The sequence below is a fragment of the Haemophilus sp. SZY H8 genome (assembly GCF_018829755.1).
Taxonomy (GTDB): domain Bacteria; phylum Pseudomonadota; class Gammaproteobacteria; order Enterobacterales; family Pasteurellaceae; genus Haemophilus; species Haemophilus haemolyticus_K.
Map to the genome: position 1 here is coordinate 157,270 of NZ_JAHKJY010000001.1, position 24,496 is coordinate 181,765.

Genomic DNA, 24,496 nt, shown 5'->3' on the forward strand with positions numbered 1-24,496 from the left:
TTTATAGTTATAAAACCATCAGGCATTTTCTGTTGCCTGCCAAACTTTGAGCATATCTGATGTTGCTGCAACATCATGTACGCGTAAAATTTTTGCACCTTTTTGCGCTGCAATAAGCGCACCTGCCGCACTACCTATCACTCGCTGATCGACGGGCTTATCAAGCACAGCGCCAATCATTGATTTGCGAGATAATCCCGCTAACACTGGATATCCGCTATGACAAAATTCATTCAGATTTTGTAATAATTGATAATTATGCTGTACAGACTTACCAAAACCAAATCCCATGTCCCAAATTAAGTTTTCTTTTTTAATACCAGCAGAAAGACATTCATTAGTGCGTTTCTGTAAAAAAGCTAATACATCTTGTACGACATTTTCATAATGAGGATTTGTCTGCATCGTTCTAGGTTGACCTTGCATATGCATAATGCAAACAGGTAAAGCTAGTTTTACTGCAGTTTCTAACGCATTTGGTTCTTGCAAAGCACGAATATCATTAATCAAATCCATTCCAACACTTGCCGCTTCACGCATCACAACTGCTTTTGAAGAATCGACAGAAATCCAGCAATCAAAACGGCTTCGCACAGCCTCCACTACTGGCACAACACGATGTAATTCTTCTTGTTCAGAGACTTCATCTGCATTAGGGCGCGTAGATTCACCACCAATATCAATAATTGCCGCACCTTCTTCCAACATTTTTTCAACTTGAAAAAGCGCTTTATCCAAGCTAAAAAACTGTCCGCTATCAGAAAAAGAATCAGGCGTAAAATTAAGGATCCCCATAATTTGGGGCACGCTTAAATCAAGACATTTATTGTTCACGTAAATTTTCATAAAGTGCGGTGGATTTTTAGATTAATTTTAATCGGGCGATTATAACGGAATACGCTGAAGAAAAAAATCATTAGGGAAAAATAAAGCCTTTCCGAGGAAAGGCCTTGTTGATTAGATAGTTGATTAGAGAGTTGATTAGGAATTAGAATCTACCGAATTTTCACCCGCACTTTGAGCATTACTGCTATTTACATAAGCAGCTTGCCCTGTGTGCTCTTCCCATCCAGATGGCGGTGTGACTGGTTCACGATTCATCAATTGTTTGATTTGTTCTTCTTCAATGGTTTCATATTTGACTAATGCATCTTTCATCGCATGAAGAATATCCATATTGTCGATCAAAATCTGTCTTGCTCTCGCATAGTTACGATTTACAATTGCACGAACTTCTTCATCAATTGCATGAGCGGTTTCATCTGACATATGTTTTGCTTTCGCCATTGAACGACCTAAGAAAACCTCGCCCTCATCTTCCGTATAAAGAATCGGACCTAATTTGTCAGAGAATCCCCATTGCGTCACCATATTACGCGCGATATTAGTCGCTACTTTAATATCATTTGATGCACCCGTTGAGATATTTTCTTCACCATAAATTAAATCTTCTGCCAAACGACCCGCATACAAGGTAGAAAGCTTACTTTCTAATTGTTTTTGGCTAATACTGATTTGATCACCTTCAGGCAAGAAGAATGTCACACCCAACGCACGACCACGAGGAATAATAGTCACTTTGTGTACAGGATCATGTTCAGGTACTAAATAACCCACAATCGCATGGCCTGCTTCATGATAAGCAGTAGACTCTTTTTGCTTATCCGTCATAATCATGGTACGACGCTCTGGCCCCATATTGATTTTGTCTTTTGCTTTTTCAAACTCAAGCATGGTTACCATACGTTTATTCACTCGAGCAGCAAACAAAGCTGCCTCATTCACTAAGTTTGCTAAATCTGCACCAGAATAGCCCGGCGTACCACGCGCTAATGTCATTGCATCAACATCTTGCGCTACAGGCACTTTACGCATATGTACTTTTAAGATTTGCTCACGACCTTTTACATCAGGCAAGCCAACAACAACTTGTCGGTCAAAACGGCCTGGACGAGTTAAAGCTGGATCAAGTACATCTGGACGGTTAGTCGCTGCAATAACAATTACACCATCATTACCGCTAAACCCATCCATTTCAACGAGCATTTGGTTTAAGGTTTGTTCACGTTCATCATGTCCACCACCTAAACCTGCACCGCGTTGACGACCCACAGCATCGATTTCATCAATAAAGATTAAGCAAGGTGCATTTTTCTTAGCCTGTTCAAACATATCACGTACACGTGATGCACCAACACCCACAAACATTTCTACGAAATCAGAACCTGAAATAGTGAAGAATGGAACTTTTGCCTCCCCTGCGATAGCACGAGCAAGTAAGGTTTTACCAGTACCTGGAGGCCCTACCATCAGGATACCTTTTGGAATTTTACCACCCAAGTTTTGGAATTTATTCGGATCACGCAAGAAATCAACGATTTCACCCACTTCTTCTTTTGCTTCATCGCAACCAGCGACATCCGCAAAAGTCACCTTAATCTGATCTTGATTCAGCATTTTGGCGCGGCTTTTACCAAAGCTCATCGCCTTGCCGCCACCACCTTGCATTTGGCGCATAAAGAATACCCATACACCAACAAGGAATAACATTGGGAACCAAGAAATTAAAATTTGGGATAAGAAACCACGTTTTTCAAATGGCGTACCTTCCACCTTCACTTTTTTGCTTAATAAATCATCAAGCAATTTTTTATCTTCAAGTGGGGGCATTACGGTTGAATATTTAGATCCATCCGTTTTCGTTACCGTAATTTCATTGGCATCAAAACGCGCTTCTGTCACCTGTCCGTTGCTTACATCGTAAACAAAGGTTGTATAATCAGTAGAATTTTCTACTGAAGATGAATTGAAACTTTGGTATGCCGTCATCATAATGACCGCTACTACCACCCAAAGCACCAGATTTTTGACCATATCGTTCAAAGTCTAACCTACCTTTCCTAAGTTAAAAAATTTTTTACAAGATACTACACATCATTAGCGATGAAAAGCTATCAAAGCAATTAGCCTTTATAGCCTGTCGCCACAATATATACTTCACGAGAGCGTCCGCGTGATGCTTCAGGCTTACGCACTTTCACCACATTAAATAAAGAACGAATTTCTCTTAAATATTCATCAAAGCCTTCACCTTGGAAAACTTTAACAACAAAGCTTCCTTTGGTTGCCAAAACCTGTTTACACATATCTAAAGCAAGCTCGACCAAATACATTGCGCGTGGAATATCTACTGATGGCATTCCACTAAAATTTGGTGCCATATCAGACATTACCACATCAACTTTATCTTCGCCTACGCGCGCTAATAAAGCATTCAAAACATTTTCATCACGAAAATCGCCTTGCAGAAAATCAACACCTACAATGGGATCCATTTCTAAAATATCACAAGCAATCACTCGACCTTTGCCACCAATTTGCCCCACCACATATTGCGACCAACCGCCCGGTGCTGCGCCGAGATCGACCACAGTCATTCCTTGTTTAAATAATTTATCCGTTTGCTGAATTTCATCAATCTTAAAATAAGCGCGTGAACGCAACTTTTGCTTATGCGCTTTTTGCACAAATTGATCACTAAAATGTTCATTTAGCCAGCGAGAAGAACTCGCTGAACGTTTTTTCTTTCCCATAATCTTCTATTTTTGGTAGTAGTTTTGCTTATATTTGGTTACAATCTGCCAAATTCAAGCCGAGGCTGATTGAAATCAGTGAAAAACATTGAGAAAATCAACCGCTCTTTTTAATTAGGAATCCTTATGACAACCTTATCAACCAAACAAAAACAATTTTTAAAAGGTCTTGCGCACCATCTTAACCCAGTCGTTATGCTTGGTGGAAATGGCTTAACCGAAGGCGTACTTGCTGAAATTGAAAATGCACTTAATCATCACGAACTCATTAAAGTAAAAGTTGCTGGTGCAGATCGCGAAACAAAACAACTTATTATCGATGCGATTGTGCGTGAAACCAAAGCTGAACAAGTACAAACCATCGGGCATATTTTGGTGCTTTATCGCCCAAGCGAAGAAGCAAAAATTCAGCTTCCACGCAAATAACAACAAAAGTGCGGTCATTTTTAACCGCACTTTTTTATTTAAATATAATTCACTTCAATAATATCAAACTCAACGACACCGCCAGGCGTTGTAATATTAACGGTATCATCTAATTCTTTACCAATTAAACCTCGTGCAATGGGAGAATTAACCGAAATCAAACCCGATTTAATGTCCGCTTCATCATCGCCCACAATACGATAAGTAACTTCTTCGTCTGTATCAGTATTTACAAGCACAACTGTTGCACCAAAAATAACTTTACCGTTATTTGGCATTTTTGTGACATCAATAACTTGAGCATTACCAAGTTTACCTTCAATCTCTTGAATACGACCTTCACAAAAACCTTGTTGCTCACGAGCTGCATGATATTCTGCATTTTCTTTTAAATCACCGTGCTCACGGGCTTCTGCTATCGCTTTAATAATTTCAGGACGACGTACATTTTTTAAGAAATCCAATTCTTCACGTAATTGTTCTGCGCCACGCACAGTCATTGGAATTTGTTGCATTGTTTTTCCTTTTACTAAATAAAACAAAAACCACGGCAAAACCCTAAAATCTTGCCGCAGTATTATTAAAAATAAACTTGAAATGAGAAAATGATTTACTCAATTTCATTCGGGGCTTATTATTGTTCGTCTAAAAAAAAATAGCAACCATAACAAACCTAATATGAAAAAATTATCTTCAATTTCCACCGCACTTGGCTCCTTTTTACTTTCCGTAAGCTTTAGCCTTCCAACCTTCGCAAACATTAATGTTTCAGACTTGACACAACAATTGCCCGAAGGATCTAGCGTAGGTTTTATCGCAAAAAATATAAATCAAAACCAAATTATTGCGGATTATAATGGCTCAACCTTTATGCTTCCTGCGAGTACACAAAAAGTTTTTACAGCTGTTGCTGCTAAACTTGCATTAGGCGATCAATTCCAATTTGAGACCGCGCTTTTGAGTAATGGGAAAATTCAAAATGGGAATTTAGAGGGTCACTTAATCGTGCGTTTCACAGGCGATCCAGATCTCACAAGTGGCCAACTTTATACCTTACTTGCAGAATTAAAAAAACAAGGTATCAAAAAAATTAATGGCGATTTAGTATTAGATACATCTGTTTTTTCGAGTCACGACCGAGGATTAGGTTGGATTTGGAACGATCTGACCATGTGTTTCAACTCTCCCCCATCTGCTGCGAATATTGATAATAACTGTTTCTATGCGGAACTAGATGCCAATCAAAATCCAGGTGAAACAGTAAAAATCAATGTGCCTGCACAATTTCCAATTCAAGTGTTTGGACAAGTTTATGTAGCGGATAGCAATGAAGCGCCTTATTGTCAGCTCGATGTTGTTGTACACGACAATAATCGTTATCAAGTAAAAGGATGTTTAGCACGTCAATCTAAACCTTTTGGCTTAAGCTTTGCCGTACAAGATACAGATGCTTATGCAGCTGCGATTATTCAACGACAATTAAGACAATTAGGTATTGAATTTAATGGCAAAGTCATGTTGCCACAAAAACCACAACAAGGTCAGTTATTAGCGAAACATTTATCCAAACCATTACCCGATTTATTGAAAAAAATGATGAAAAAATCGGATAACCAGATTGCTGATTCATTGTTCCGAGCTGTGGCATTCAATTACTATAAACGCCCAGCATCCTTTCAATTAGGCACATTAGCGATTAAGTCCATATTACAAAAACAAGGAATTCGTTTTGGAAACAGTATTTTAGCCGATGGTTCAGGTCTGTCTCGCCATAATCTTGTAGCACCTAAAACGATGCTATCCGTTTTAGAATACATCGCCAAAAACGAAGATAAATTACATTTAATGGAAACTTTCCCCATCGCAGGTGTAGATGGCACGATCAGTGGGCGAGGTGGATTAATTAGCCCGCCATTAGTAAAAAATGTTATTGCTAAAACCGGCTCTTTGAAAGGGGTTTATAACCTAGCCGGCTTTATGACAAACGCTCGAGGAGAAAAAGTGGCCTTTGTTCAATTTATTAATGGCTACTCAACAGGCGATTTGGAAAGCAAAACAAAACGAGCACCATTAGTACAATTTGAGAGTGGCTTATACAACGAAATCTATAAATATTAATAAACCTTCTAAAAAACACCGCACTTAAAATGACAAAGTGCGGTGTTTTTTTAATTATTTAACATACTCATTACCTAAAAATAATGGTCCTAAATGGCTTTTAGGAATGCCAAATTTTTCAGGATAAATTACATCTACTAAATATAGTCCATCAGGTTTTGCAGTTGGTGCCGCAAGCTGACGATTTTTTTGCTCTAGTAGCCATTTCATCCATTCAATTGATTCTTTACCTGCACCAACTTCAATCAAACTCCCAACAATATTACGGACCATATGATGCACAAAAGCATTGGCTTGAATATCCACAATAATATATTGCCCAATTCGAGTAACTGATAAGTGATGAACATTACGCCACGGCGTGTTTGATTGACATTGTGCGGCACGAAAAGAGGAAAAATCATGCTCGCCTAGTAAATACTGACCAGCTTGATGCATTTTTTCTGCATCAAGATCTAAATAACAATGCGTAATTCCTCCGTGTAAAATAGCAGACCGTAATTTGTTACAATAAAGAATATAGCGATATCGACGAGCCATCGCTGAAAAACGCGCATGAAATTCATCATCAACTTTTTTTGCCCAAGTAACCGCAATATCATCAGGTAAATTCGCATTTGTCCCGAATGTCCATGCTTTATCAGGGCGTACTGCACTGGTTTCAAAATGTACGACCTGCCCTGTTCCGCTCACCCCTGAGTCAGTTCTCCCAGCACAAAAAATTTCAATTTTTTCATTGGCAATAATGGAAAGCGCGTTTTCAAGTTGTTCTTGTATGCTACGCACATTTTCTTGACGTTGCCAGCCGTAATAATTTGTGCCTTGATATTCAATACCTAATGCGATTTTCATCTTATGCCTTATTTTTGATAGAGTGAAATTATGGTAACGCAACTTTATAGGGTACGCAAATTTCATTATGTAAGAATAAACATATTTTTTATTAAATGATAACAATTACCATTGATATAAATTAACCTTTTAGATATACTCGCGCCTCTTTTTACCTATATCTAATCTACGGAAGCATTTTATGAAATTTAAATTAAGCCTAATTTACACCGCACTTTTTGCCGGAGTTTCGGTTTCGTTTGTAGCTAATGTAAATGCAAAAGAATATTCAACTAATGAACACACATTAGAAGGTATTGAAGTCATTACAAAACTTGTTAATGAAAAAGGCTATAAGGCTGAACGCACTGAAATTACGGGCGTAAATTCATCAATTATTGATACACCTTATAGTATTGATATTGTGACACAAGAACAATTACAAGATAAACAGCCAAGTACTTTAGAAGACGCAGTAAAAGGAATTAGTGGTTTAAGTCAAGGTAATAATTTAGCAGGTACACTTGATACAGTAAAACGCCGTGGCTACGGTGGAAATCGTGATGGTTCTATTATGCGTAACGGACTTGCAAGTCCACTAGCACGTAACTTTAATGCTAACGTAGAACGAGTTGAAGTACTAAAAGGCCCCGCTTCAGTATTATATGGCATGCAAAATCCAGGCGGCGTAATTAACGTTGTAACTAAAAAACCTTCATATGAAGGGCATAAAACAACATTAGATACAAGTTACGGTTCAAATTATAGCCGTAATTTTGGCATTGATGTTACAGGCCCCATTGCTGATACTGGATTCGCTTATCGCATCGTTGCTGATCACAAGAAAAAACATTCTTGGCGTAATTTTGGGGAAAATAAAGAAACAATCATTGCACCATCTCTATCCTGGAAAAATGATTCAACAAAATTAACCTTGTCTTATGAATATCAAGATTATAAAGGTGATTTTGATCGCGGTATTTTCATTGATACAAATAAAAAAGTTGGGCTTAACCATAACCCAAATTATGGCAAACCTGTTGATATTCCATTAGAAAGAAGATTAGATGATCCAATCAATGTAACAACAGGTTACTCTCATACCATTCAATTTAATGCTGAACATAAATTAAACCCGAATTGGACTCTGAAAACAGATTATGGATATGCAAAAAATCATTATTCTGATTGGCAAGCTCGTATTACAAAATATGATGCCAAAACCAGAAAGGTAACACGACGAATTGACAGCACAAATCCGTCCGATGCAGTAAATAATAGTTTGAATTTATCTGCTATTGGGATTATAGAACAATCCCCTTCCGTTACTCACCAATTACGTACAGCTGTTGAACTACAAAAATATCAGTTAACGATTGGCGATTTACGCCGTAGCGGAACACATACAATGTCTATTGATACCCCAGAATATAATTCAACACAGGTGATTAATGGGCAGGCATCGTCAAAAACAGATGTACGAACTAGCGATATGTTAGAACAATATAAAACTCTTAGTTTAGTCGTGCAGGATGCAATCTATTTGGGTGACAAATGGATTGTTTCTGGTGGTGTTCGGGCACAATGGCATCAAATAAAATCAGGACAAGGACGCGAAAATCAAAAATTCCGTAATAATGACAGTGGTTTTGCCCTTTTACCACAATTAGGTTTAGTTCACTTAATTACACCTGACTGGTCTATTTATGGAAATGTAGGTACGTCAGCTAAACCTAATCCCTCTCGTAGCTGGGATTACAAAGGTGAAAAAATCAAACTTGAAACAAGTCGTCAATTTGAAATTGGAACCAAATACAATAATGAATGGTTAAGTGCTAACCTAGCTTTATTCCATATAATTAAAGATAACACCGCAAAACGCTATAAAGATCCTGCTACAAATGAAAATGTTATTAAAATTGCAGGCAAAGATCGTTCTCAAGGTATCGAAATTGATATTAATGGCAAGCTAACTGACAAACTAACAATTTCAGCCAATTATACTTATACTAAAACAAAAGTATTGCGTGATGATGCTGAACCACAAAATATAGGTACTGATTTTGATAGTACACCAAGACATCTTGCAGGATTAACATTAATCTACGATTGGGGTCACTTCTTAGGTGGTCATTGGCGTACGGGTGCTGGTGCTGAATATCAAGGAAGTTGGGGATTTAACTATATCAATAATGGTCAAGCGACTTGGTTCAAAATACCATCTGCTACGCTTTATAATGCCTTTATTTCTTATGACGTAAAACTTGGCAAGCAAGATCTTAATTTACGTTTAACAGGCAAAAACCTTACTAATAAACGTTATTTTGTCTCTCATACCACAGCCACAATGGAACACTTATCTATAGGTTCACCGCGTGAAGTTGTATTAAGCGCAAAATTCAGCTTTTAATTCATAAAATATATCCCCTATCTCTATATAGGAATAGGGGATTTTCATTTTTTATAGGAAATCAATGAACTGGCAAACCGAACTTAATAATAGTTTAAACTGGATTTTAACCGCACTTTTTTGGGTGATATTATGCTTTAGCGCAACAATCTTAGCCTTAAAACAAACTACTTTTGGCAAAAAATTCTGGTGTATCGTGTCACCATCGATTAGTAAAAAAACCAGCATTAAACTTATTTTAATGTTGTTAGTGCTCTTTATAATGATATTGCTAGAAGTAAGATTTAGCGTGCTTAATTCATTTTTTTACAATGGATTATATAGCTCAATGCAAGAAATGAATATAGAAAAATTCTGGTTCTTTGCTAAACTTAATGCTCTTCTTGTACTTGTTCAAGTCATTCACTCGATTAGTGATTACTTCTTCCGTCAGGTATTTGAAATTCGATGGCTTGAAAGTTTAAACTCATCATTAATTCAACGTTGGCTAAATAATAAAAAATACTATCGTTTAAAATACGAACAAGATTTACCCGATAATATTGATCAACGTATTGAACAAGATGCTCGTGAATTTATTACTAGTACCGTACAAATTGTGCGTGGAATGATTAATTCTATTCTTACAACGATAGAATTTACTATTATCCTATGGTCACTATCTGGTGTATTAAGTCTATTTAGTTTAAATATTGAGAAAGGTGTCGTATTCTTCATTTATTCCTTTATTATCTTTGCAACTTTAATGTCAGTCTGGATAGGTAAACCGCTAATTAAACTAAATTTTAATAAAGAAAAACTCAATGGGGATTATCGTTACTCTTTAATCCGTGTACGTGATAATGCGGAAAGCATTGCTTTTTATCATGGTGAAAAAAAGGAACAACTATTCTTACAACACAAATTTACTCAAATAATTCATAATCGTTGGGCTATTGTATTAAAAATGCTTGGATTGGATGGATTTAATTCTGGAGTTACTCGAGTAGCAAAACTCTTACCATTAATGTTACAAGCACCACGTTTCTTTGCTGGACAAATTAAACTTGGTGATATGCATCAAACTGTACAGGCTTTTAACCGGTTAATGACTGCCCTTTCATTTTTTAGATTATTTTATGAGCAATTTACACTCTATCAGGCTCGTTTAAACCGTTTATATGGTTTTATGAAAAAAATGGATGATTTAGATAATCAAGAGTTTTATCAACCATTTCTATGTTCTCATCGTGTCGCATTAAAAGACTTCGGTATTAAAGATGAAAAAGGTCGTGTATTACTTAATAATTTAAATATTAATTTAGTTAATGGTGATGCACTATTAATTCAGGGTGCATCAGGCACAGGGAAAACTTCATTATTAAAAGCAATTGCGGGAATTTATCCTTTTGAAACGATTGGTATTGCAGAACATCCTTGCTCTGGAAGTTTATTCTTACCACAACGTCCTTACATGCCACAAGGCACTTTACGGGAAGCAATTTGTTATCCTAATATCAATCCCAACCATCCAGATCTAATTCAAACAATGGAAGATTGTGCCTTAGGTAAATATATCCACGCCCTTGATCATATAAATGACTGGCAAGTTATTTTATCCCCCGGAGAATTACAACGTGTTGCCTTTATTCGTATTTTACTCACTAAACCCGATGTCGTATTTTTAGATGAAACAACATCTGCATTAGATGAAACAACTGAGTATTTGCTCTATCGAAAAATTCGATATCATTTACCTGAAATGATTATTTTAAGTATAGGCCATAGAAGTACGCTTCAACAATTCCACAATAAACAATTGAAATTAGATATATGTTTATTATGTGAATAATCGTTTGTTTTAACATATTTTAGATAATAAAAAAGCGAACCAAACGTTCGCTTTTTATATAAATTTAATTTATAGCACTGAAACGTTAAGATCAGAACCGCCACCGACAATTCTAACCCGTTTTCCAGCAACAAAACTCGAATCAGCCTTTTGAACAACGACAATCTCTTGACCATCGTCTTTCTTAATCACTAATTCAGCACCATTTACTTGGCTCATTTTTTCTTCAATTTTACTGCCACCTACAGCACCTGCTAACGCTCCAATTACTGTTGCAATAGCCTGTCCACGGCCTCCACCAATTGCATTACCTGCTATACCACCTAAAGCACCTCCACCGATACCACCAACAATACCTTGGTTTTCGGCCTGGATTTTAACTGGTCTGACAGAAACAATTGTTCCATAAGTAATTGAACGCGCTTCTTTTGCTTGAGATGCTGTATAAACATCACCACTGAAAACATCTGTATTAGCACAGCCAGTCACAGAGAAAGCAACTAAAAGTGCTAACGTTGCTGTCATTTTTTTCATATGCTATATACCTTATTAAAGGGTTAAAAGAAATTAAAGTGGGTTTCTAGGTGATAATGTTGAAACATTTGTTGCTTTTTCATCACCAGAAACAATAACACATGCACCAACAACTAAAGAAGAATCATACTTACGAGTAATAACTACCTGTTCACCTTCTTGTTGATTACCTGAACAATCATTTTTACGAATAGTTAACTGTAAGTTTTCACCTTGTGGTTGACTAAATACAATATTACCTTTATAGGCATTTTCACCAACTGGCGCAGTTTGAGATGAACACGCAGATAAACCTAAACCAGCTAATACAACTAATGCTAAAGAGAATTTTTTCATTTGCTAAACCTCGAGTATTTTCTTAATAGAATAAGGATGAACCTTAATACAAGTATGATTTGATGTCTTATCAACAAAACTTACTGCAATAGATGGATTAGGCAATCTCTCGCCATCCACTTTAGGCTCGCTCACTTTAATGGTTAATTGAGTTAATTCGCTCCATAAAAAACGCATATTAATACGCTGTACCCATTCATTTATCGATTCATTCGGTAAAAATGGCATTACAACCTCAATATGCTCCCAACCTTCTACGAGATACGGCTTATTTTTAGGGAACGGTAGTTCAATAACATCAACGAACTGATTAGCGAATTTCACTGCTTTTTCTAACTGAATTAGATAAATCTTACGTCCGTTGACAATGTTATCGGACAAAATTCTACCGTATTTCAATAAAAGTGTCAGCCAGTTTTTTGCATTTTGTTCATTATTTACACGCACGGCAAGGTGATCGATTTCATAATTTGAAAAATCAATTGACATCATTTGAGCTAATTGTTGAATTTTTCTTTCAAATTCCGCCAAATCAGAAAAAAGTGCGGGTGATTTTTCCTGTAAATTTGTCATTTTGTCCCTTTGAGAAACTCATAAAGAACGGTATCATAGCCGATTATTTTCATTATTCAATTTGAACATAGGAAAAAACGTGAATATTCAATCTATTTTATCCGACAAAATCAAACAAGCTATGATTCTTGCTGGAGCAGATCAATCTTGCGATGCGCTTGTTCGTCAATCAGGAAAACCACAATTTGGCGATTATCAAGCCAATGGCATTATGGCTGCGGCAAAAAAATTAGGTTTAAATCCACGAGAATTTGCTCAAAAAGTTTTAGATAACGCTCAACTATCTGATATTGCAGAAAAATTAGAAATCGCTGGGCCGGGCTTTATTAATATTTTCTTAAATCCAACTTGGCTAACAACTGAAGTTTCAACTGCGCTTTCCCAAAAAAATTTAGGCATTCAAGCTACAGATAAACAAACCGTTGTGATTGATTATTCATCTCCAAACGTAGCAAAAGAAATGCATGTAGGTCACTTGCGCTCTACTATCATCGGTGATGCGGTTGTGAGAACCCTAGAATTTTTAGGTCACAATGTCATTCGTGCAAACCATGTTGGTGACTGGGGAACGCAATTCGGAATGCTTATTGCTTATCTTGAAAAAATGCAAAACGAGCATGCGAGTGAAATGGAATTGCAAGATCTTGAGGCCTTTTATCGCGAAGCCAAAAAACACTACGATGAAGATGAAGTTTTCGCTGAAAAAGCGCGTAATTATGTTGTGAAATTACAAGGCGGTGATGAATATTGCCGAGCGATGTGGAAACGTTTAGTTGACATCACGATGCAACAAAATCAGCACAACTATGATCGCTTGAATGTGACTTTAACCAAAAAAAATGTGATGGGTGAAAGTCTTTATAATCCAATGTTACCAAGCATCGTAGAAGATCTTAAAAAACAAGGCTTAGCTGTAGAAGATGATGGTGCATTGGTTGTTTATTTGGATGAATTCAAAAATAAAGAAGGCGACCCAATGGGCGTGATCGTCCAGAAAAAAGACGGTGGGTTCCTTTACACTACCACCGATATTGCTGCAGCAAAATATCGTTATGAAACATTAAAAGCTGACCGCGCACTTGTTTTTTCAGATACTCGCCAAAGCCAACATATGCAACAAGCTTGGTTAATTACTCGTAAAGCTGGTTATGTACCAGAAAGTTTCTCTTTAGAACATAAAAACTTCGGGATGATGCTTGGTAAAGATGGTAAACCATTTAAAACCCGTACCGGTGGCACGGTGAAATTAGCCGATCTATTAGATGAGGCGATTGAGCGTGCCACTGTATTAATTAATGAAAAAAATACAAATTTATCTAATGATGAAAAAGAAGCCGTAATTGAGGCTGTCGGTATTGGTGCGGTGAAATATGCGGATCTCTCCAAAAACCGAACTACGGATTACGTTTTTGATTGGGATAACATGTTAAGCTTTGAAGGTAACACTGCGCCTTATATGCAATACGCCTACACTCGAATTCGTTCGATCTTTAATAAAACAGATATAAATTCGACCGCACTTTTGGCTGCACCTTTAACGCTTGAAAATGATAAAGAAAGAGCGCTTGCAATTAAACTTCTACAATTTGAAGAAGCGGTGCAAACTGTCGGAAAAGAAGGCACACCACACGTGCTTTGTGCTTATTTATACGAACTAGCAGGCATATTCTCATCATTCTATGAACATTGCCCAATTTTAAATGCTGAAGATGAGTCCGTAAAATTAAGCCGTTTGAAATTGGCATTATTAACGGAAAAAACCTTAAAACAAGGTTTAGAGTTACTCGGTATTAAAACCGTAGAAAAAATGTAATTTAGATAATTCAAATCCCTTTCTTACGAAAGGGATTTTTTATGCTTATTTACAGAATAAAAAAAGTGCCCCAATGGGGCACTACTCGGAAAGCAAAATAGATGTCGGCTATTTAAGATAGCACTTGTTTTTAGTGGTTTCAGAATAAAGAAATCCGATCAGTTATGCAAATACATATTTTCAGATTTGTGAAGTTGGTCACGGTTTTTTTATCAAAATCAAGTTTTTTAAGCTTCTAAATAGGAAAACTCGAGAAAAAGACTAACAACAACGGCGGTAATAAATTTGTCACCATACCAAAAGAAATGGCGATAGGCGTTACTTCAATTCCGCCTGATTTTTGAATAATAGGTAATGTACAATCTAATGCCGTTGCGCCTGTAATTCCAATAGCTGTAGAACGATAATGTTGCATAAACAATGGAATCAAAAATAAACTCAATATTTCACGCGATAAATCATTGAAAAAGGCAATACTGCCCTGCATCGGCCCCCAAGCATTTGTCAGCACGACGCTTGATAAAGAATACCAACCAAATCCCGATGAAAAGGCTAACCCCTGAGTAATCGGCATACTTAGAAAAAATGACGAAATAACACCACCGACTAAAGAACTTAGGGTAAAAATTGCCCCCATCATTAAACCTTGCCTGTTTAATAAGACTTCTTTCAAGGAAATGCCGTTATTACGAAGCTGAATCCCGACAAAAAAGATCAACGCAATAAGCACGTAAAGATTGGAACCATATGGGAAATGCAACCAATCATTGCACAGCCAACCTAAAACGATGCCAATAATTACCGCACTTAATAATTTAATTGAGTCTATTAACGAATGCCAACGAGATGGTAATTCCCCCTGTAAATAATTAACAGGCTTAGACAAAGTGCGGTCATAAATAGCCAAACCTACGATATTACAAGTCAAAATAATAGCCGATAGCCCTAAAGCGGTCATACCAATAATTGGCAATTTTTGTTCTAAATGCTCTAGCTGCCCAAGCATAAACCCCATCATAAATAAAATGATGTAAAGCAATAACATCACAATTTTATTAATGAATGCTAACGCATTTTGATTCTGTATTTTGACTAAGTAACCCAACACCATCGGCACAAGCACAATGAGTAGTCCGTTAATTATTTCTTCCATTGTTTCCTTCACCACTATTACTTTTATCTCATCTGTAAAAGTAAAGACCATTTCAATATCTAAGCACTATTTATAATATATACTTTTTATCAATCTACCAAATTCCCAATGAAAGAATATCTACGTTATGCCAGAAATAAAAAAGCGGCTGGTTAAATTTTAATTACCAGCCGCTTGATTTTATTTCTCAATAAACTTAATTATTTGCTCCCGTCCTAAATGTCCTGGCACAGTTTTCTTCACATTTAAATCAGCATCTAAAAATAGATTAAACGGATAACCTCGAACATGAACACGATCAATAATTTCACCATTTTCATCTAGCAAGACTTTAATATTTTTATATTCTAGCCCGTTGTACCATTCAATAAAATCAGCAGTGCCTTTTTCGCCTTTGTGATCGGGCGAAACAATGGTAATTACTTCAAAATTGCGATCTTTTTCCGCACTTAAATCATCAATTTCAGCTAATCCTGCCAAACAGATCGGACACCAAGATGCCCACATTTTTACATACACAGGTTTGCCTTTATATTGGCTTAAAGTAACTGGCTGATTGTTTAAATCTTTGAGTTGCACATCCGCTAAATTAGTTTGTGCAAAAGCGTTTAGGCTGAATGCCATTAGAAATATTGATAGTAGTTTTTTCATTGTTTTTTCCTTTTATAGATTTATTTTGTTGAGGTTATGTTTTACGAAAAATTATTCGTAATCAATAAAATGCCCATCACGATAATTAAAATTCCGCCACCGATTTTAAATTTGTCTAAGTGTTTATTTAACCCTTTAGCACGTTTTAGTAAGCTGTCAGAGAAGAACGAAAACAGTACAAAAGGCGTTGCCAAGCCTAAAACATAAACAAACATCATCGATGCACCGTAAAGTGCAGAGCCTTCATCGCCTGATAAAGCTAACACGGAAGCCAGAATCGGGCCAATACAAGGTGTCCAACCAAGACTAAAAGTTAAACCAAGCACAAATGCCTCAAGTGCGGTCGATTTTCCTGATGTTTTTATTTCCACCAATTTCGTACGTTCCAACAAGCCAATTTTGAAAATGCCAAGTTGATGAATGCCCAAAATAATCACGATAACGCCAGCGATAATGCGGGTGGTGTTACTAAATAAAATATTCCCTAAAAAGCCAAAACTAAAGCCTAAACTGACAAATGTAAGGGAAAGCCCTAAAATAAATAAAAAAGTATTTAGGACTTTTTTACCGCCTTTACTCAAAATACCAAAATAAATTGGAATAATCGGGAAAATACAAGGCGACAGAAAAGAAGCAAGCCCCGCTAAAAATACAGTTCCAATAAGGAGTTGTTGATCTAACATCTTGCATCTCCTTATTTTTTAATTGATTGAATCAAATATCCGTATCCTGCCTTTTCCATTTCAGCTAACGGAATAAATTTAATTGATGCGCTGTTAATGCAATAACGCAAACCGCCTTTATCTTTCGGGCCGTCATCAAATACATGACCTAAATGAGCATTGCCCGCACGGCTTAACACTTCGGTACGTTGCATATTAAAACTATTATCTGTTTGATAATGCACTACCTCTTTTGCTATTGGTTTCGTAAAACTCGGCCAGCCACAACCCGATTCAAATTTATCATTTGAAGAAAAAACTGGCTCGCCTGTGGTGACATCAACATAAATACCCGGTTGGAAATTATCCCAATATTCGTTACTAAAAGAGCGTTCAGTATGTTTATTTTGAGTAACGGAATATTGCAACGGTGTCAATTTCGCTTTGAGTTCTGCATCAGTCGGTTTCGGATAATCTTTCTCGTCAATCACGGGTTCATCAGCTTTGGTAATATCAATATGACAATAACCATTTGGATTTTTCTTCAAATAATCTTGATGATATTCTTCCGCTACGATGAAATTTTTAAGTGGTTGCACCTCAATTTGTACTGGTTTTTTATATTTGGTTTGAATCTGGGCGAGCGCTTGTTCGATCACAGCTTTATCTGCCCCATCTTGATAATAAATCCCTGTACGATATTGTCTGCCCCGATCGTTGCCTTGTTTATTTACACTCGTTGGATCAATCACTTTAAAATAATATTGCAATAATTTATCGAGCGAAATTTGATTTGCATCGTAAGTCACTTTTACGGTTTCTGCGTGATCGGTTACCCCAATCATCTGATAACTGGTTTTCTCCGTATTACCATTGGCATAGCCAGAAATCGCATCTTTCACACCGTGAATACGCTCCATATATGCTTCCATACCCCAGAAACAGCCACCAGCAAGATAAATTTCACGAATGTTTTGCGTATTTTCCATTGCCATTTTTTGTTCTCCAGATGATGTTGAATTTTGTATTGCTAAAGTTGGTGTTGCACAGCAAAGTGCAGTAATAAATAGAAATGTTTTTGATAGTTTCATTGTTTTTCCTTATGATGTGAAAATTAACGTTACATAAGGTTAGACGGCGGACAATCTGATTTCTTACAAATTTTTGTAAAATTTTTTAAGAAATTTATGAAAATCCATTGTTATAACCAATAATAAAGAGCTAAAAAACACTGTTTCGCCCTCTTTTCTAAGGTAAAAAAGGATCTATATGCAATCATATTCCACTCCTTCGCTTTATCACAAAGCGATTAGTTTTATGGTATCAGCGTACTTTTCCATTACCTTGATGAATGTATTTGTCAAAACCGCTTCTCAAACAATCCCTGCAAGTGAAACCTTATTTTCACGCTTTTTAATCGGCTTGCTTTTCTTACTACCTTTTGTAATTAAAGATCGCGACTTTAAAGTAGATACCCGTCAATGGAAATTTTTAATCCTGCGGAATGCCGCGGGTGTATCGAGCATGTTGATTAACTTTTATGTCGTGAAGTTCTTACCGCTTTCCATCGCTGTCTTATTGATGAATACCTCTGCCCTATTTATCCCGATTTTATTGCTCTTTTTCCATCAAAAAACACCACTTAATGTACTTTTGTGTAGCTTAATCGGTTTTCTTGGCGTTTCCATTATTTTACTCACTAATCACAATGGCAATGTTGATCCTATTTATGTGCTGATTGGATTATTTGGTGCTGTATTGGCAGGAATGGCATTTATTGGCTTACAAGAATTAAACAAATACAACACACCAAAAAATATCGTATTTTATTTTCATCTGATTGGCACACTCATGCTACCAATCTTCTTTATTCATCAATGGAAAATCCCTAATTTATACGAGCTTGGTTTATTGCTATTGGTGGGCGGATTTGGATTGATTTTCCAATTATTGCTCACTCGCGCTTTCAGATATGCGCCAGCCAACGTTATTACCCCTTTTGCTTTCACTGGTGTCATTTTCTCTAGCGTTTTTGACTGGCTCTTTTGGCATCATACGCCTAACCTCTATTTTTGGTTCGGCGCAGTTGTAATTGTGGGAGCGGTAAGTTTATTGGCAAAAATGAAGAAATAAACACTTTATTTATCAGAATATTAAATTTAGTACGATTAGGTTATAGCTGGCTCAATAAAGTGCGGTGAAAAGTAATGGTGTTTTTCACTCTGTCAAAATTCCTAATGTGAATCTTTAAATTTCTTCATCATCATACTTAAGGTTTTACAATTTCGTTGAAAACGACGGCAATGAGGGCAAGTTAACAAATGCATTTTTAAACCCATTTTTTCTTGCAGTTCTAATGGTCGCTCATGAGAATCAGAAATTATTCGAGTAGCTTGAATACAACGCATAATTTTCTCCTAAAGTTTTTTTGACAGACAATTTTGCAACTGCAAACGGGCCCGATAAAGTGTGGTATGCAAGTTGGAGGTGGTAAGCTGAGTTTCTTGACAGATTTCATCCGATGACAATTCTAAAAACTCTCTCATCATAAAAATTTTAGCATGTTTAGCAGGTAAACAAGTAAGGCAAGTTTCGAAAATCAACCAAAACTCATCAGAATACACCGTTTCCTCCTCACCCTGTAATTCGCTCGGATAATATTCTATTTTCCAATGGCCTGTATCATCAAAAAATGTATTAGTTGACTGTTCATCTTCAATTTCACTTTCTAATACAAAGCGTCCTTTCTGACGAAGGTAATCAATAATTTTATTTTTTAGAATGGCAAAAACCCAAGTTTTAAAAGCAGACTGATGTTTAAAATTCGCGAGATTGTTAAATGCACTTAAAAATGCTTCTTGTACTAAATCCTCAGCAAGGTCAGCATGGTGCAACTGTAATGTTGCAAATTTCAGCATCTGCGTGCGAATTTGTTGGAGTTCCGTATCAGAAATGGCATTCATTTTAATTCCTTTAAAATTTTTGTAAGAAATGAAAAAGTGTTTCGTCTAATAACATGAAAGAAACAATTTCTTTCAATACTATTTTTACCACTCAAACAAGGAAATTTAAAATGAAAAATATTACATTGAAAAGCACAATCTTAGGTATGGCTATGTTATTTGGTATGACAACCGTTTATGCAGAAGAAATGAAATCTGACGCCATGCCAATGAAATCAGAACCCATGATGAATACCCCAATGAAAAAAATGATGAAATCAGATGACATGCAAATGCACTCTGACCACATGATGAAATCTGACAATATGATGAAGTCTGATGAAATGGGCATGAAATCTGATATGAAAATAAAATCTGATATGAAAATGAAATCTGATAAAAAGATGAAACCAAATAAAAAAATGAAAATGACAAAAGAAAAAATGTAAAAAGATATTTTTAAAAGTGCGGTGAAAATCTCAAAAATTTTTCACCGCACTTTGTTGAATAGGAGTTTACATCACCACCACATCAAACTGTTCTTGGTTATAAAACTGTTCTGTTTTTACTTTTACTCGTTTGCCAATAAACATTTCTACTTCTGGTAGCAAACCGTGGGATTCTTCATTAATAAGATATTCGGAAACCGCTGGCGAGGCATAAACAACAAATTGTTCGCTACTGAATAAATGATAAACTCGAATAATTTCACGCATAATTTCATAACAAACTGTCTCAACGGTTTTCACCCGACCGCGTCCGTGACAAGTTGGGCATTCATCGCATAGTACATGCTCCAGGCTTTCTCGGGTTCTCTTACGAGTCATTTCCACAAGACCTAATTGCGTAAAGCCATTCACATTGGTTTTCACACGATCTTTAGAAAGCGCATCACATAAAGATTCTAGTACTCGATTGCGGTGTTCATCTGTTTGCATATCAATAAAATCAATAATGATTATGCCACCCAGATTACGTAGTTGTAGTTGCTGAGCAATGGCTTTAGTTGCTTCAATATTAGTATTGAAAATGGTTTCTTCTAGATTACGATGCCCCACAAATGCGCCAGTATTAATATCAATAGTAGTCATCGCTTCCGTTTGCTCAATAATTAAATAGCCGCCCGATTTGAGATTAACACGTTTATCTAAGGCTGTTTGGATCGCACTTTCAACCCCATACACATCAAAAATAGGTTGATTGCCAGAATAGAGAACAAGTTTATCGCTTAATTCAGGCATAAATTCATCGGTAAATTCTTTCACTTCGCCAAAGCAAAGTTTAGAGTCGATACGAATTTTTTCTAAGTTCGTGCCGATAAAATCACGCAAAATACGTTGTGGAAGCGCTGGCTCGCCGTAAATTTTTGATTTGGTTGGATATTTAGATTTACGCTCTAAGACTTTACGCCATAAGCGTTTTAAAAATTCAGCATCTTGACGTAATTCTTCTTCGCTTGCCCCTTCTGTTGCGGTGCGAATAATGAAACCGCCGAGTTCATCACAAAAAGGTTCAACTAATGCTTTTAAACGGGCACGTTCCTCTTCGCTTTCAATGCGTTGTGAAACGCCTACGTGGCTATTTTCTGGCATAAAAACAAGATGACGCGATGGCAATGTGATGTCTGTTGTTAAACGTGCGCCTTTTGTACCTAGGGGATCTTTTACCACTTGTACAACAATATCCTGCCCTTCGCGTACTAGTTCTGAAATGCTCTTAACTTTAAATTGCTTTTGTTCATTTTCATCTACACATTCTGTGTGGGATACAATGTCAGCAGCGTGTAAAAAAGCCGCTTTTTCCAAACCAATATCAACAAAAGCAGACTGCATTCCCGGTAGCACTCGAGTTACACGACCTTTATAAATATTTCCGACAATTCCTCGTTTGGCTTGGCGTTCAATATGCACTTCGCGCAACATTCCTGTTTCTACTAGCGCAATGCGTGTTTCGTTAGGCGTTACGTTCATCAATAACTCTACAGCATCCATTTTATATTCCTAATTTCTTAAATTTCATCAAATATTTAGTCTAAATAGAATAATAGCCCGAAATAAGGTAAAATGCACCCTTTCTGAAATTTTCAACCCATTTTGGACTTATTAAATGTTTGGATTCGACCCAACTCTTGTTACTTTTACTATTTATATTTTCGGGATGTTGCTGATTGGAGTACTAGCCTATTATTATACGAATAATTTATCAGATTACATTCTCGGTGGACGTCGTTTAGGCAGCTTTGTCACGGCAATGTCTGCTGGTGCTTCAGATATGTCTGGTTGGCTTTTAATGGGCTTACCTGGCGCGGTATATTTATCAGGCTTAGTTGAAGGCTGGATTGCTATCGGCTTAACGCTTGGTGCTTATTTTAACTGGCTTCTGGTGGCTGGTCGTTTACGTGTTTATACTGAATTAAATAATAATGCGCTCACTCTTCCAGAATATTTCCACAACCGCTTTGCCACATCACATAAATTATTAAAAATTGTTTCTGCTACGATTATTTTAGTATTCTTTACCATTTATTGTGCTTCGGGTGTCGTGGCAGGTGCAAAATTATTCCAAAATTTATTTTCAGTCGAATATTCCACCGCACTTTGGTATGGAGCATTAGCCACCATTCTTTATACTTTTATTGGTGGTTTTTTAGCAGTAAGCTGGACAGATACCATTCAAGCAACTCTTATGATTTTTGCGCTGCTTTTAACGCCTATTTTTGTGTTATTAAGCATTGGTGATACCGCTCAATTTTCCTCGGTATTAGAGCAAGCTGAAGCGGCTGCCAATAAAGATTTTACAGATTTATTTACTGCCACTACGCCACTTGGTCTATTAAGCCTTGCCGCTTGGGGATTGGGGTATTTTGGGCAGCCACATATTTTAGCGCGTTTTATGGCGGCTTATTCTGTTAAATCACTTATCAAAGCTCGTCGCATTAGTATGACATGGATGGTGCTTTGCTTAGGTGGTGCAATTGGTATTGGTTTCTTCGCGATTCCTTATTTCTTTGCCAATCCAAACATTGCAGGCACAGTCAATAATGAACCAGAGCAAGTATTTATTGAACTCGCTAAACTTTTATTTAATCCTTGGATCGCGGGCATATTACTTTCCGCTATTTTAGCTGCAGTAATGAGTACATTAAGTGCGCAATTGTTAATTTCTTCTAGCTCAATCACAGAAGATTTCTACAAAGGTTTCATTCGCCCTCACGCATCTGAAAAAGAGCTCGTATGGCTTGGAAGAATTATGGTATTAGTTATTGCCGCACTTGCGATCTGGATCGCACAAGATGAAAACAGCAAAGTATTAAAACTTGTCGAATTCGCTTGGGCTGGTTTTGGTAGTGCATTTGGCCCAGTGGTGCTTTTCTCTCTTTTCTGGAAACGAATGACATCATCAGGTGCAATGGCGGGTATGCTGGTAGGCGCAGTGACAGTATTTGCTTGGAAAGAAGTTGTTCCAGCGGATACCGATTGGTTTAAAGTATATGAAATGATCCCTGGTTTTGCTTTCGGTAGCCTTGCAATTATTGTTATCTCATTGCTGTCTAGCAAACCGGAACAAAATGTTCTAGATACCTTTGACAAAGCAGAAAAGGCCTATAAGGAAGCAAAATGATCGACTTTCGCCCTTTTTATCAACAAATTGCGACCACAAATTTATCAGACTGGTTAGAAACCTTACCACTCAAATTAAAAGAATGGGAAACTCAAACTCATGGCGATTATGCGAAATGGAGCAAAATTGTTGATTTCCTACCTGATTTACATGCTGATGAAATCGATCTCAAAAGTGCGGTGAAATCTGACCGCACCTCTCCCCTTTCAGAAGGTGAAAAACAACGAATTATCCATCATTTAAAACAATTAATGCCATGGCGAAAAGGGCCTTATCATCTTTTCGGCATTCATGTAGATTGTGAATGGTGTTCAGATTTTAAATGGGATCGTGTTCTTCCTCATTTAGCTCCACTGCAAGGTCGCACTATTTTAGATGTGGGTTGTGGCAGCGGTTATCATATGTGGAGAATGGTAGGAGAAGGCGCAAAAATGGTCGTCGGGATTGATCCTACAGAGCTTTTCCTTTGCCAATTTGAAGCCGTACGCAAGCTGCTTAATAATGATCGTCGAGCAAATCTTATCCCGCTTGGCATTGAGCAAATGCAACCATTAGCAGCATTTGATACTGTATTTTCAATGGGCGTACTCTATCATCGTAAATCCCCATTAGATCACTTAAGCCAGTTGAAAAATCAATTGGTAAAAGGTGGTGAATTGGTATTAGAAACGTTAGTAGTGGATGGCGATGTAAATACTGTACTCGTACCGACAGATCGCTATGCGAAAATGAAAAATGTTTATTTTATCCCCTCTGTCGCTGCACTAATTAACTGGCTAGAAAAAGTTGGCTTTACCAACGTACGTTGTGTGGATGTAGCGACAACCACATTAGAGGAACAGCGTAAAACTGATTGGTTGGAAAATGAAAGCCTAATTGATTTCTTAGATCCAAATGATCACAGTAAAACCATTGAAGGTTATCAAGCACCGAAAAGAGCGGTCATTTTAGCGAATAAATAAGCTTTCAATCAAAAAAGGGGGATATTCTCCCCCTTATCTT

At 36.9% G+C, this 24,496-nt stretch carries 24 protein-coding genes; 9 read left to right on the forward strand and 15 right to left on the reverse strand.

Going from position 1 to position 24,496, the window contains the following annotated elements:
- Window positions 1-18 precede the first annotated feature (18 nt).
- The 3 genes from folP to rlmE all read right to left on the reverse strand — a co-directional run bounded on the left by folP (window position 19) and on the right by rlmE (window position 3,593).
- On the reverse strand, window positions 19-846 hold the full coding sequence (gene folP, locus KKW16_RS00735; RefSeq protein ID WP_215767761.1) for a dihydropteroate synthase: 828 nt from the start codon (window positions 844-846) through the stop codon (window positions 19-21).
- Window positions 847-981: 135 nt separating this feature from the next.
- Entirely contained in the window at window positions 982-2,874 is a 1,893-nt protein-coding gene (ftsH, locus tag KKW16_RS00740; protein ID WP_215767903.1) for an ATP-dependent zinc metalloprotease FtsH, read from the reverse strand.
- A gap of 89 nt (window positions 2,875-2,963) precedes the next feature.
- Window positions 2,964-3,593: a 23S rRNA (uridine(2552)-2'-O)-methyltransferase RlmE gene (gene rlmE / locus KKW16_RS00745; protein WP_005637911.1), complete on the reverse strand. Its 630-nt coding sequence runs from the start codon at window positions 3,591-3,593 to the stop codon at window positions 2,964-2,966.
- 126 nt (window positions 3,594-3,719) lie between these two features.
- Here rlmE and yhbY point away from each other — a divergent pair, with 126 nt between their 5' ends.
- Window positions 3,720-4,019: a ribosome assembly RNA-binding protein YhbY gene (yhbY, locus tag KKW16_RS00750; protein WP_215767762.1), complete on the forward strand. Its 300-nt coding sequence runs from the start codon at window positions 3,720-3,722 to the stop codon at window positions 4,017-4,019.
- A 38-nt stretch (window positions 4,020-4,057) separates the two neighbouring features.
- Here the strand turns inward: yhbY and greA are convergent, their stop codons facing one another.
- Window positions 4,058-4,534, reverse strand: coding sequence for a transcription elongation factor GreA (gene greA / locus KKW16_RS00755; protein ID WP_005628917.1), 477 nt, complete (start codon window positions 4,532-4,534; stop codon window positions 4,058-4,060).
- 163 nt (window positions 4,535-4,697) lie between these two features.
- On the opposite strand from greA, the gene dacB reads away from it, so the two are divergent.
- Complete coding sequence (gene dacB, locus KKW16_RS00760; RefSeq protein ID WP_215767763.1) at window positions 4,698-6,137, forward strand: serine-type D-Ala-D-Ala carboxypeptidase; 1,440 nt, start codon at window positions 4,698-4,700, stop codon at window positions 6,135-6,137.
- 54 nt (window positions 6,138-6,191) lie between these two features.
- On the opposite strand, the gene truA is transcribed toward dacB, so the two are convergent.
- Window positions 6,192-6,989, reverse strand: coding sequence for a tRNA pseudouridine(38-40) synthase TruA (gene truA, locus KKW16_RS00765; RefSeq protein WP_140527634.1), 798 nt, complete (start codon window positions 6,987-6,989; stop codon window positions 6,192-6,194).
- Between the two features lie 181 nt (window positions 6,990-7,170).
- Here truA and KKW16_RS00770 point away from each other — a divergent pair, with 181 nt between their 5' ends.
- Window positions 7,171-9,378: a TonB-dependent siderophore receptor gene (locus KKW16_RS00770; protein WP_215767764.1), complete on the forward strand. Its 2,208-nt coding sequence runs from the start codon at window positions 7,171-7,173 to the stop codon at window positions 9,376-9,378.
- 64 nt (window positions 9,379-9,442) lie between these two features.
- Window positions 9,443-11,209 carry an ABC transporter ATP-binding protein/permease gene (locus KKW16_RS00775; RefSeq protein ID WP_048952580.1) on the forward strand — a complete coding sequence of 589 codons (1,767 nt, stop codon included), beginning with the start codon at window positions 9,443-9,445 and terminating at the stop codon, window positions 11,207-11,209.
- 69 nt (window positions 11,210-11,278) lie between these two features.
- Here the strand turns inward: KKW16_RS00775 and KKW16_RS00780 are convergent, their stop codons facing one another.
- From KKW16_RS00780 to KKW16_RS00790, 3 genes are read right to left on the reverse strand one after another with little or no spacing between them, the layout of a single operon-like run.
- Complete coding sequence (locus KKW16_RS00780) at window positions 11,279-11,743, reverse strand: outer membrane lipoprotein (protein WP_048952581.1); 465 nt, start codon at window positions 11,741-11,743, stop codon at window positions 11,279-11,281.
- A gap of 33 nt (window positions 11,744-11,776) precedes the next feature.
- Entirely contained in the window at window positions 11,777-12,079 is a 303-nt protein-coding gene (locus KKW16_RS00785; protein ID WP_048952582.1) for a hypothetical protein, read from the reverse strand.
- A gap of 3 nt (window positions 12,080-12,082) precedes the next feature.
- Entirely contained in the window at window positions 12,083-12,652 is a 570-nt protein-coding gene (locus KKW16_RS00790; protein ID WP_215767765.1) for a VOC family protein, read from the reverse strand.
- 79 nt (window positions 12,653-12,731) lie between these two features.
- Here KKW16_RS00790 and argS point away from each other — a divergent pair, with 79 nt between their 5' ends.
- Complete coding sequence (gene argS, locus KKW16_RS00795; RefSeq protein ID WP_215767766.1) at window positions 12,732-14,465, forward strand: arginine--tRNA ligase; 1,734 nt, start codon at window positions 12,732-12,734, stop codon at window positions 14,463-14,465.
- Between the two features lie 235 nt (window positions 14,466-14,700).
- Here argS and KKW16_RS00800 read toward each other — a convergent pair whose 3' ends face one another.
- From KKW16_RS00800 to msrAB, 4 genes are all read right to left on the reverse strand, one after another.
- A complete protein-coding gene (locus KKW16_RS00800) occupies window positions 14,701-15,618 on the reverse strand; it encodes a LysO family transporter (RefSeq protein ID WP_215767767.1) in 918 nt (305 codons plus the stop codon).
- 180 nt (window positions 15,619-15,798) lie between these two features.
- Window positions 15,799-16,269: a redoxin family protein gene (locus KKW16_RS00805; RefSeq protein ID WP_065264747.1), complete on the reverse strand. Its 471-nt coding sequence runs from the start codon at window positions 16,267-16,269 to the stop codon at window positions 15,799-15,801.
- 41 nt (window positions 16,270-16,310) lie between these two features.
- Window positions 16,311-16,952 carry a cytochrome c biogenesis protein CcdA gene (locus tag KKW16_RS00810; RefSeq protein ID WP_005628783.1) on the reverse strand — a complete coding sequence of 214 codons (642 nt, stop codon included), beginning with the start codon at window positions 16,950-16,952 and terminating at the stop codon, window positions 16,311-16,313.
- An 11-nt stretch (window positions 16,953-16,963) separates the two neighbouring features.
- Window positions 16,964-18,022, reverse strand: coding sequence for a bifunctional peptide-methionine (S)-S-oxide reductase MsrA/peptide-methionine (R)-S-oxide reductase MsrB (gene msrAB, locus KKW16_RS00815; RefSeq protein WP_215767768.1), 1,059 nt, complete (start codon window positions 18,020-18,022; stop codon window positions 16,964-16,966).
- Window positions 18,023-18,200: 178 nt separating this feature from the next.
- On the opposite strand from msrAB, the gene KKW16_RS00820 reads away from it, so the two are divergent.
- Complete coding sequence (locus KKW16_RS00820; RefSeq protein ID WP_215767769.1) at window positions 18,201-19,064, forward strand: DMT family transporter; 864 nt, start codon at window positions 18,201-18,203, stop codon at window positions 19,062-19,064.
- Window positions 19,065-19,165: 101 nt separating this feature from the next.
- Here KKW16_RS00820 and KKW16_RS00825 read toward each other — a convergent pair whose 3' ends face one another.
- Both KKW16_RS00825 and KKW16_RS00830 read right to left on the reverse strand, forming a co-directional pair.
- The gene (locus KKW16_RS00825) at window positions 19,166-19,339 is read right to left on the reverse strand and encodes a zf-HC2 domain-containing protein (protein WP_005636028.1); all 174 of its coding nucleotides are present in this window, start codon (window positions 19,337-19,339) and stop codon (window positions 19,166-19,168) included.
- A gap of 9 nt (window positions 19,340-19,348) precedes the next feature.
- Entirely contained in the window at window positions 19,349-19,894 is a 546-nt protein-coding gene (locus KKW16_RS00830; RefSeq protein ID WP_106013269.1) for a sigma-70 family RNA polymerase sigma factor, read from the reverse strand.
- A 110-nt stretch (window positions 19,895-20,004) separates the two neighbouring features.
- Between KKW16_RS00830 and KKW16_RS00835 the strand changes: the two genes are divergently transcribed.
- A complete protein-coding gene (locus tag KKW16_RS00835) occupies window positions 20,005-20,322 on the forward strand; it encodes a hypothetical protein (protein ID WP_215767770.1) in 318 nt (105 codons plus the stop codon).
- Window positions 20,323-20,388: 66 nt separating this feature from the next.
- Here KKW16_RS00835 and rng read toward each other — a convergent pair whose 3' ends face one another.
- A complete protein-coding gene (rng, locus tag KKW16_RS00840; RefSeq protein WP_215767771.1) occupies window positions 20,389-21,864 on the reverse strand; it encodes a ribonuclease G in 1,476 nt (491 codons plus the stop codon).
- Window positions 21,865-21,979: 115 nt separating this feature from the next.
- On the opposite strand from rng, the gene putP reads away from it, so the two are divergent.
- Both putP and cmoB read left to right on the forward strand, forming a co-directional pair.
- Window positions 21,980-23,494, forward strand: a complete 1,515-nt coding sequence (putP, locus tag KKW16_RS00845; RefSeq protein ID WP_215767772.1) for a sodium/proline symporter PutP — start codon at window positions 21,980-21,982, stop codon at window positions 23,492-23,494.
- Window positions 23,491-24,456: a tRNA 5-methoxyuridine(34)/uridine 5-oxyacetic acid(34) synthase CmoB gene (gene cmoB, locus KKW16_RS00850; protein WP_215767773.1), complete on the forward strand. Its 966-nt coding sequence runs from the start codon at window positions 23,491-23,493 to the stop codon at window positions 24,454-24,456. Before putP ends, cmoB begins: the two co-directional genes overlap by 4 nt.
- Window positions 24,457-24,496: the final 40 nt, after the last annotated feature.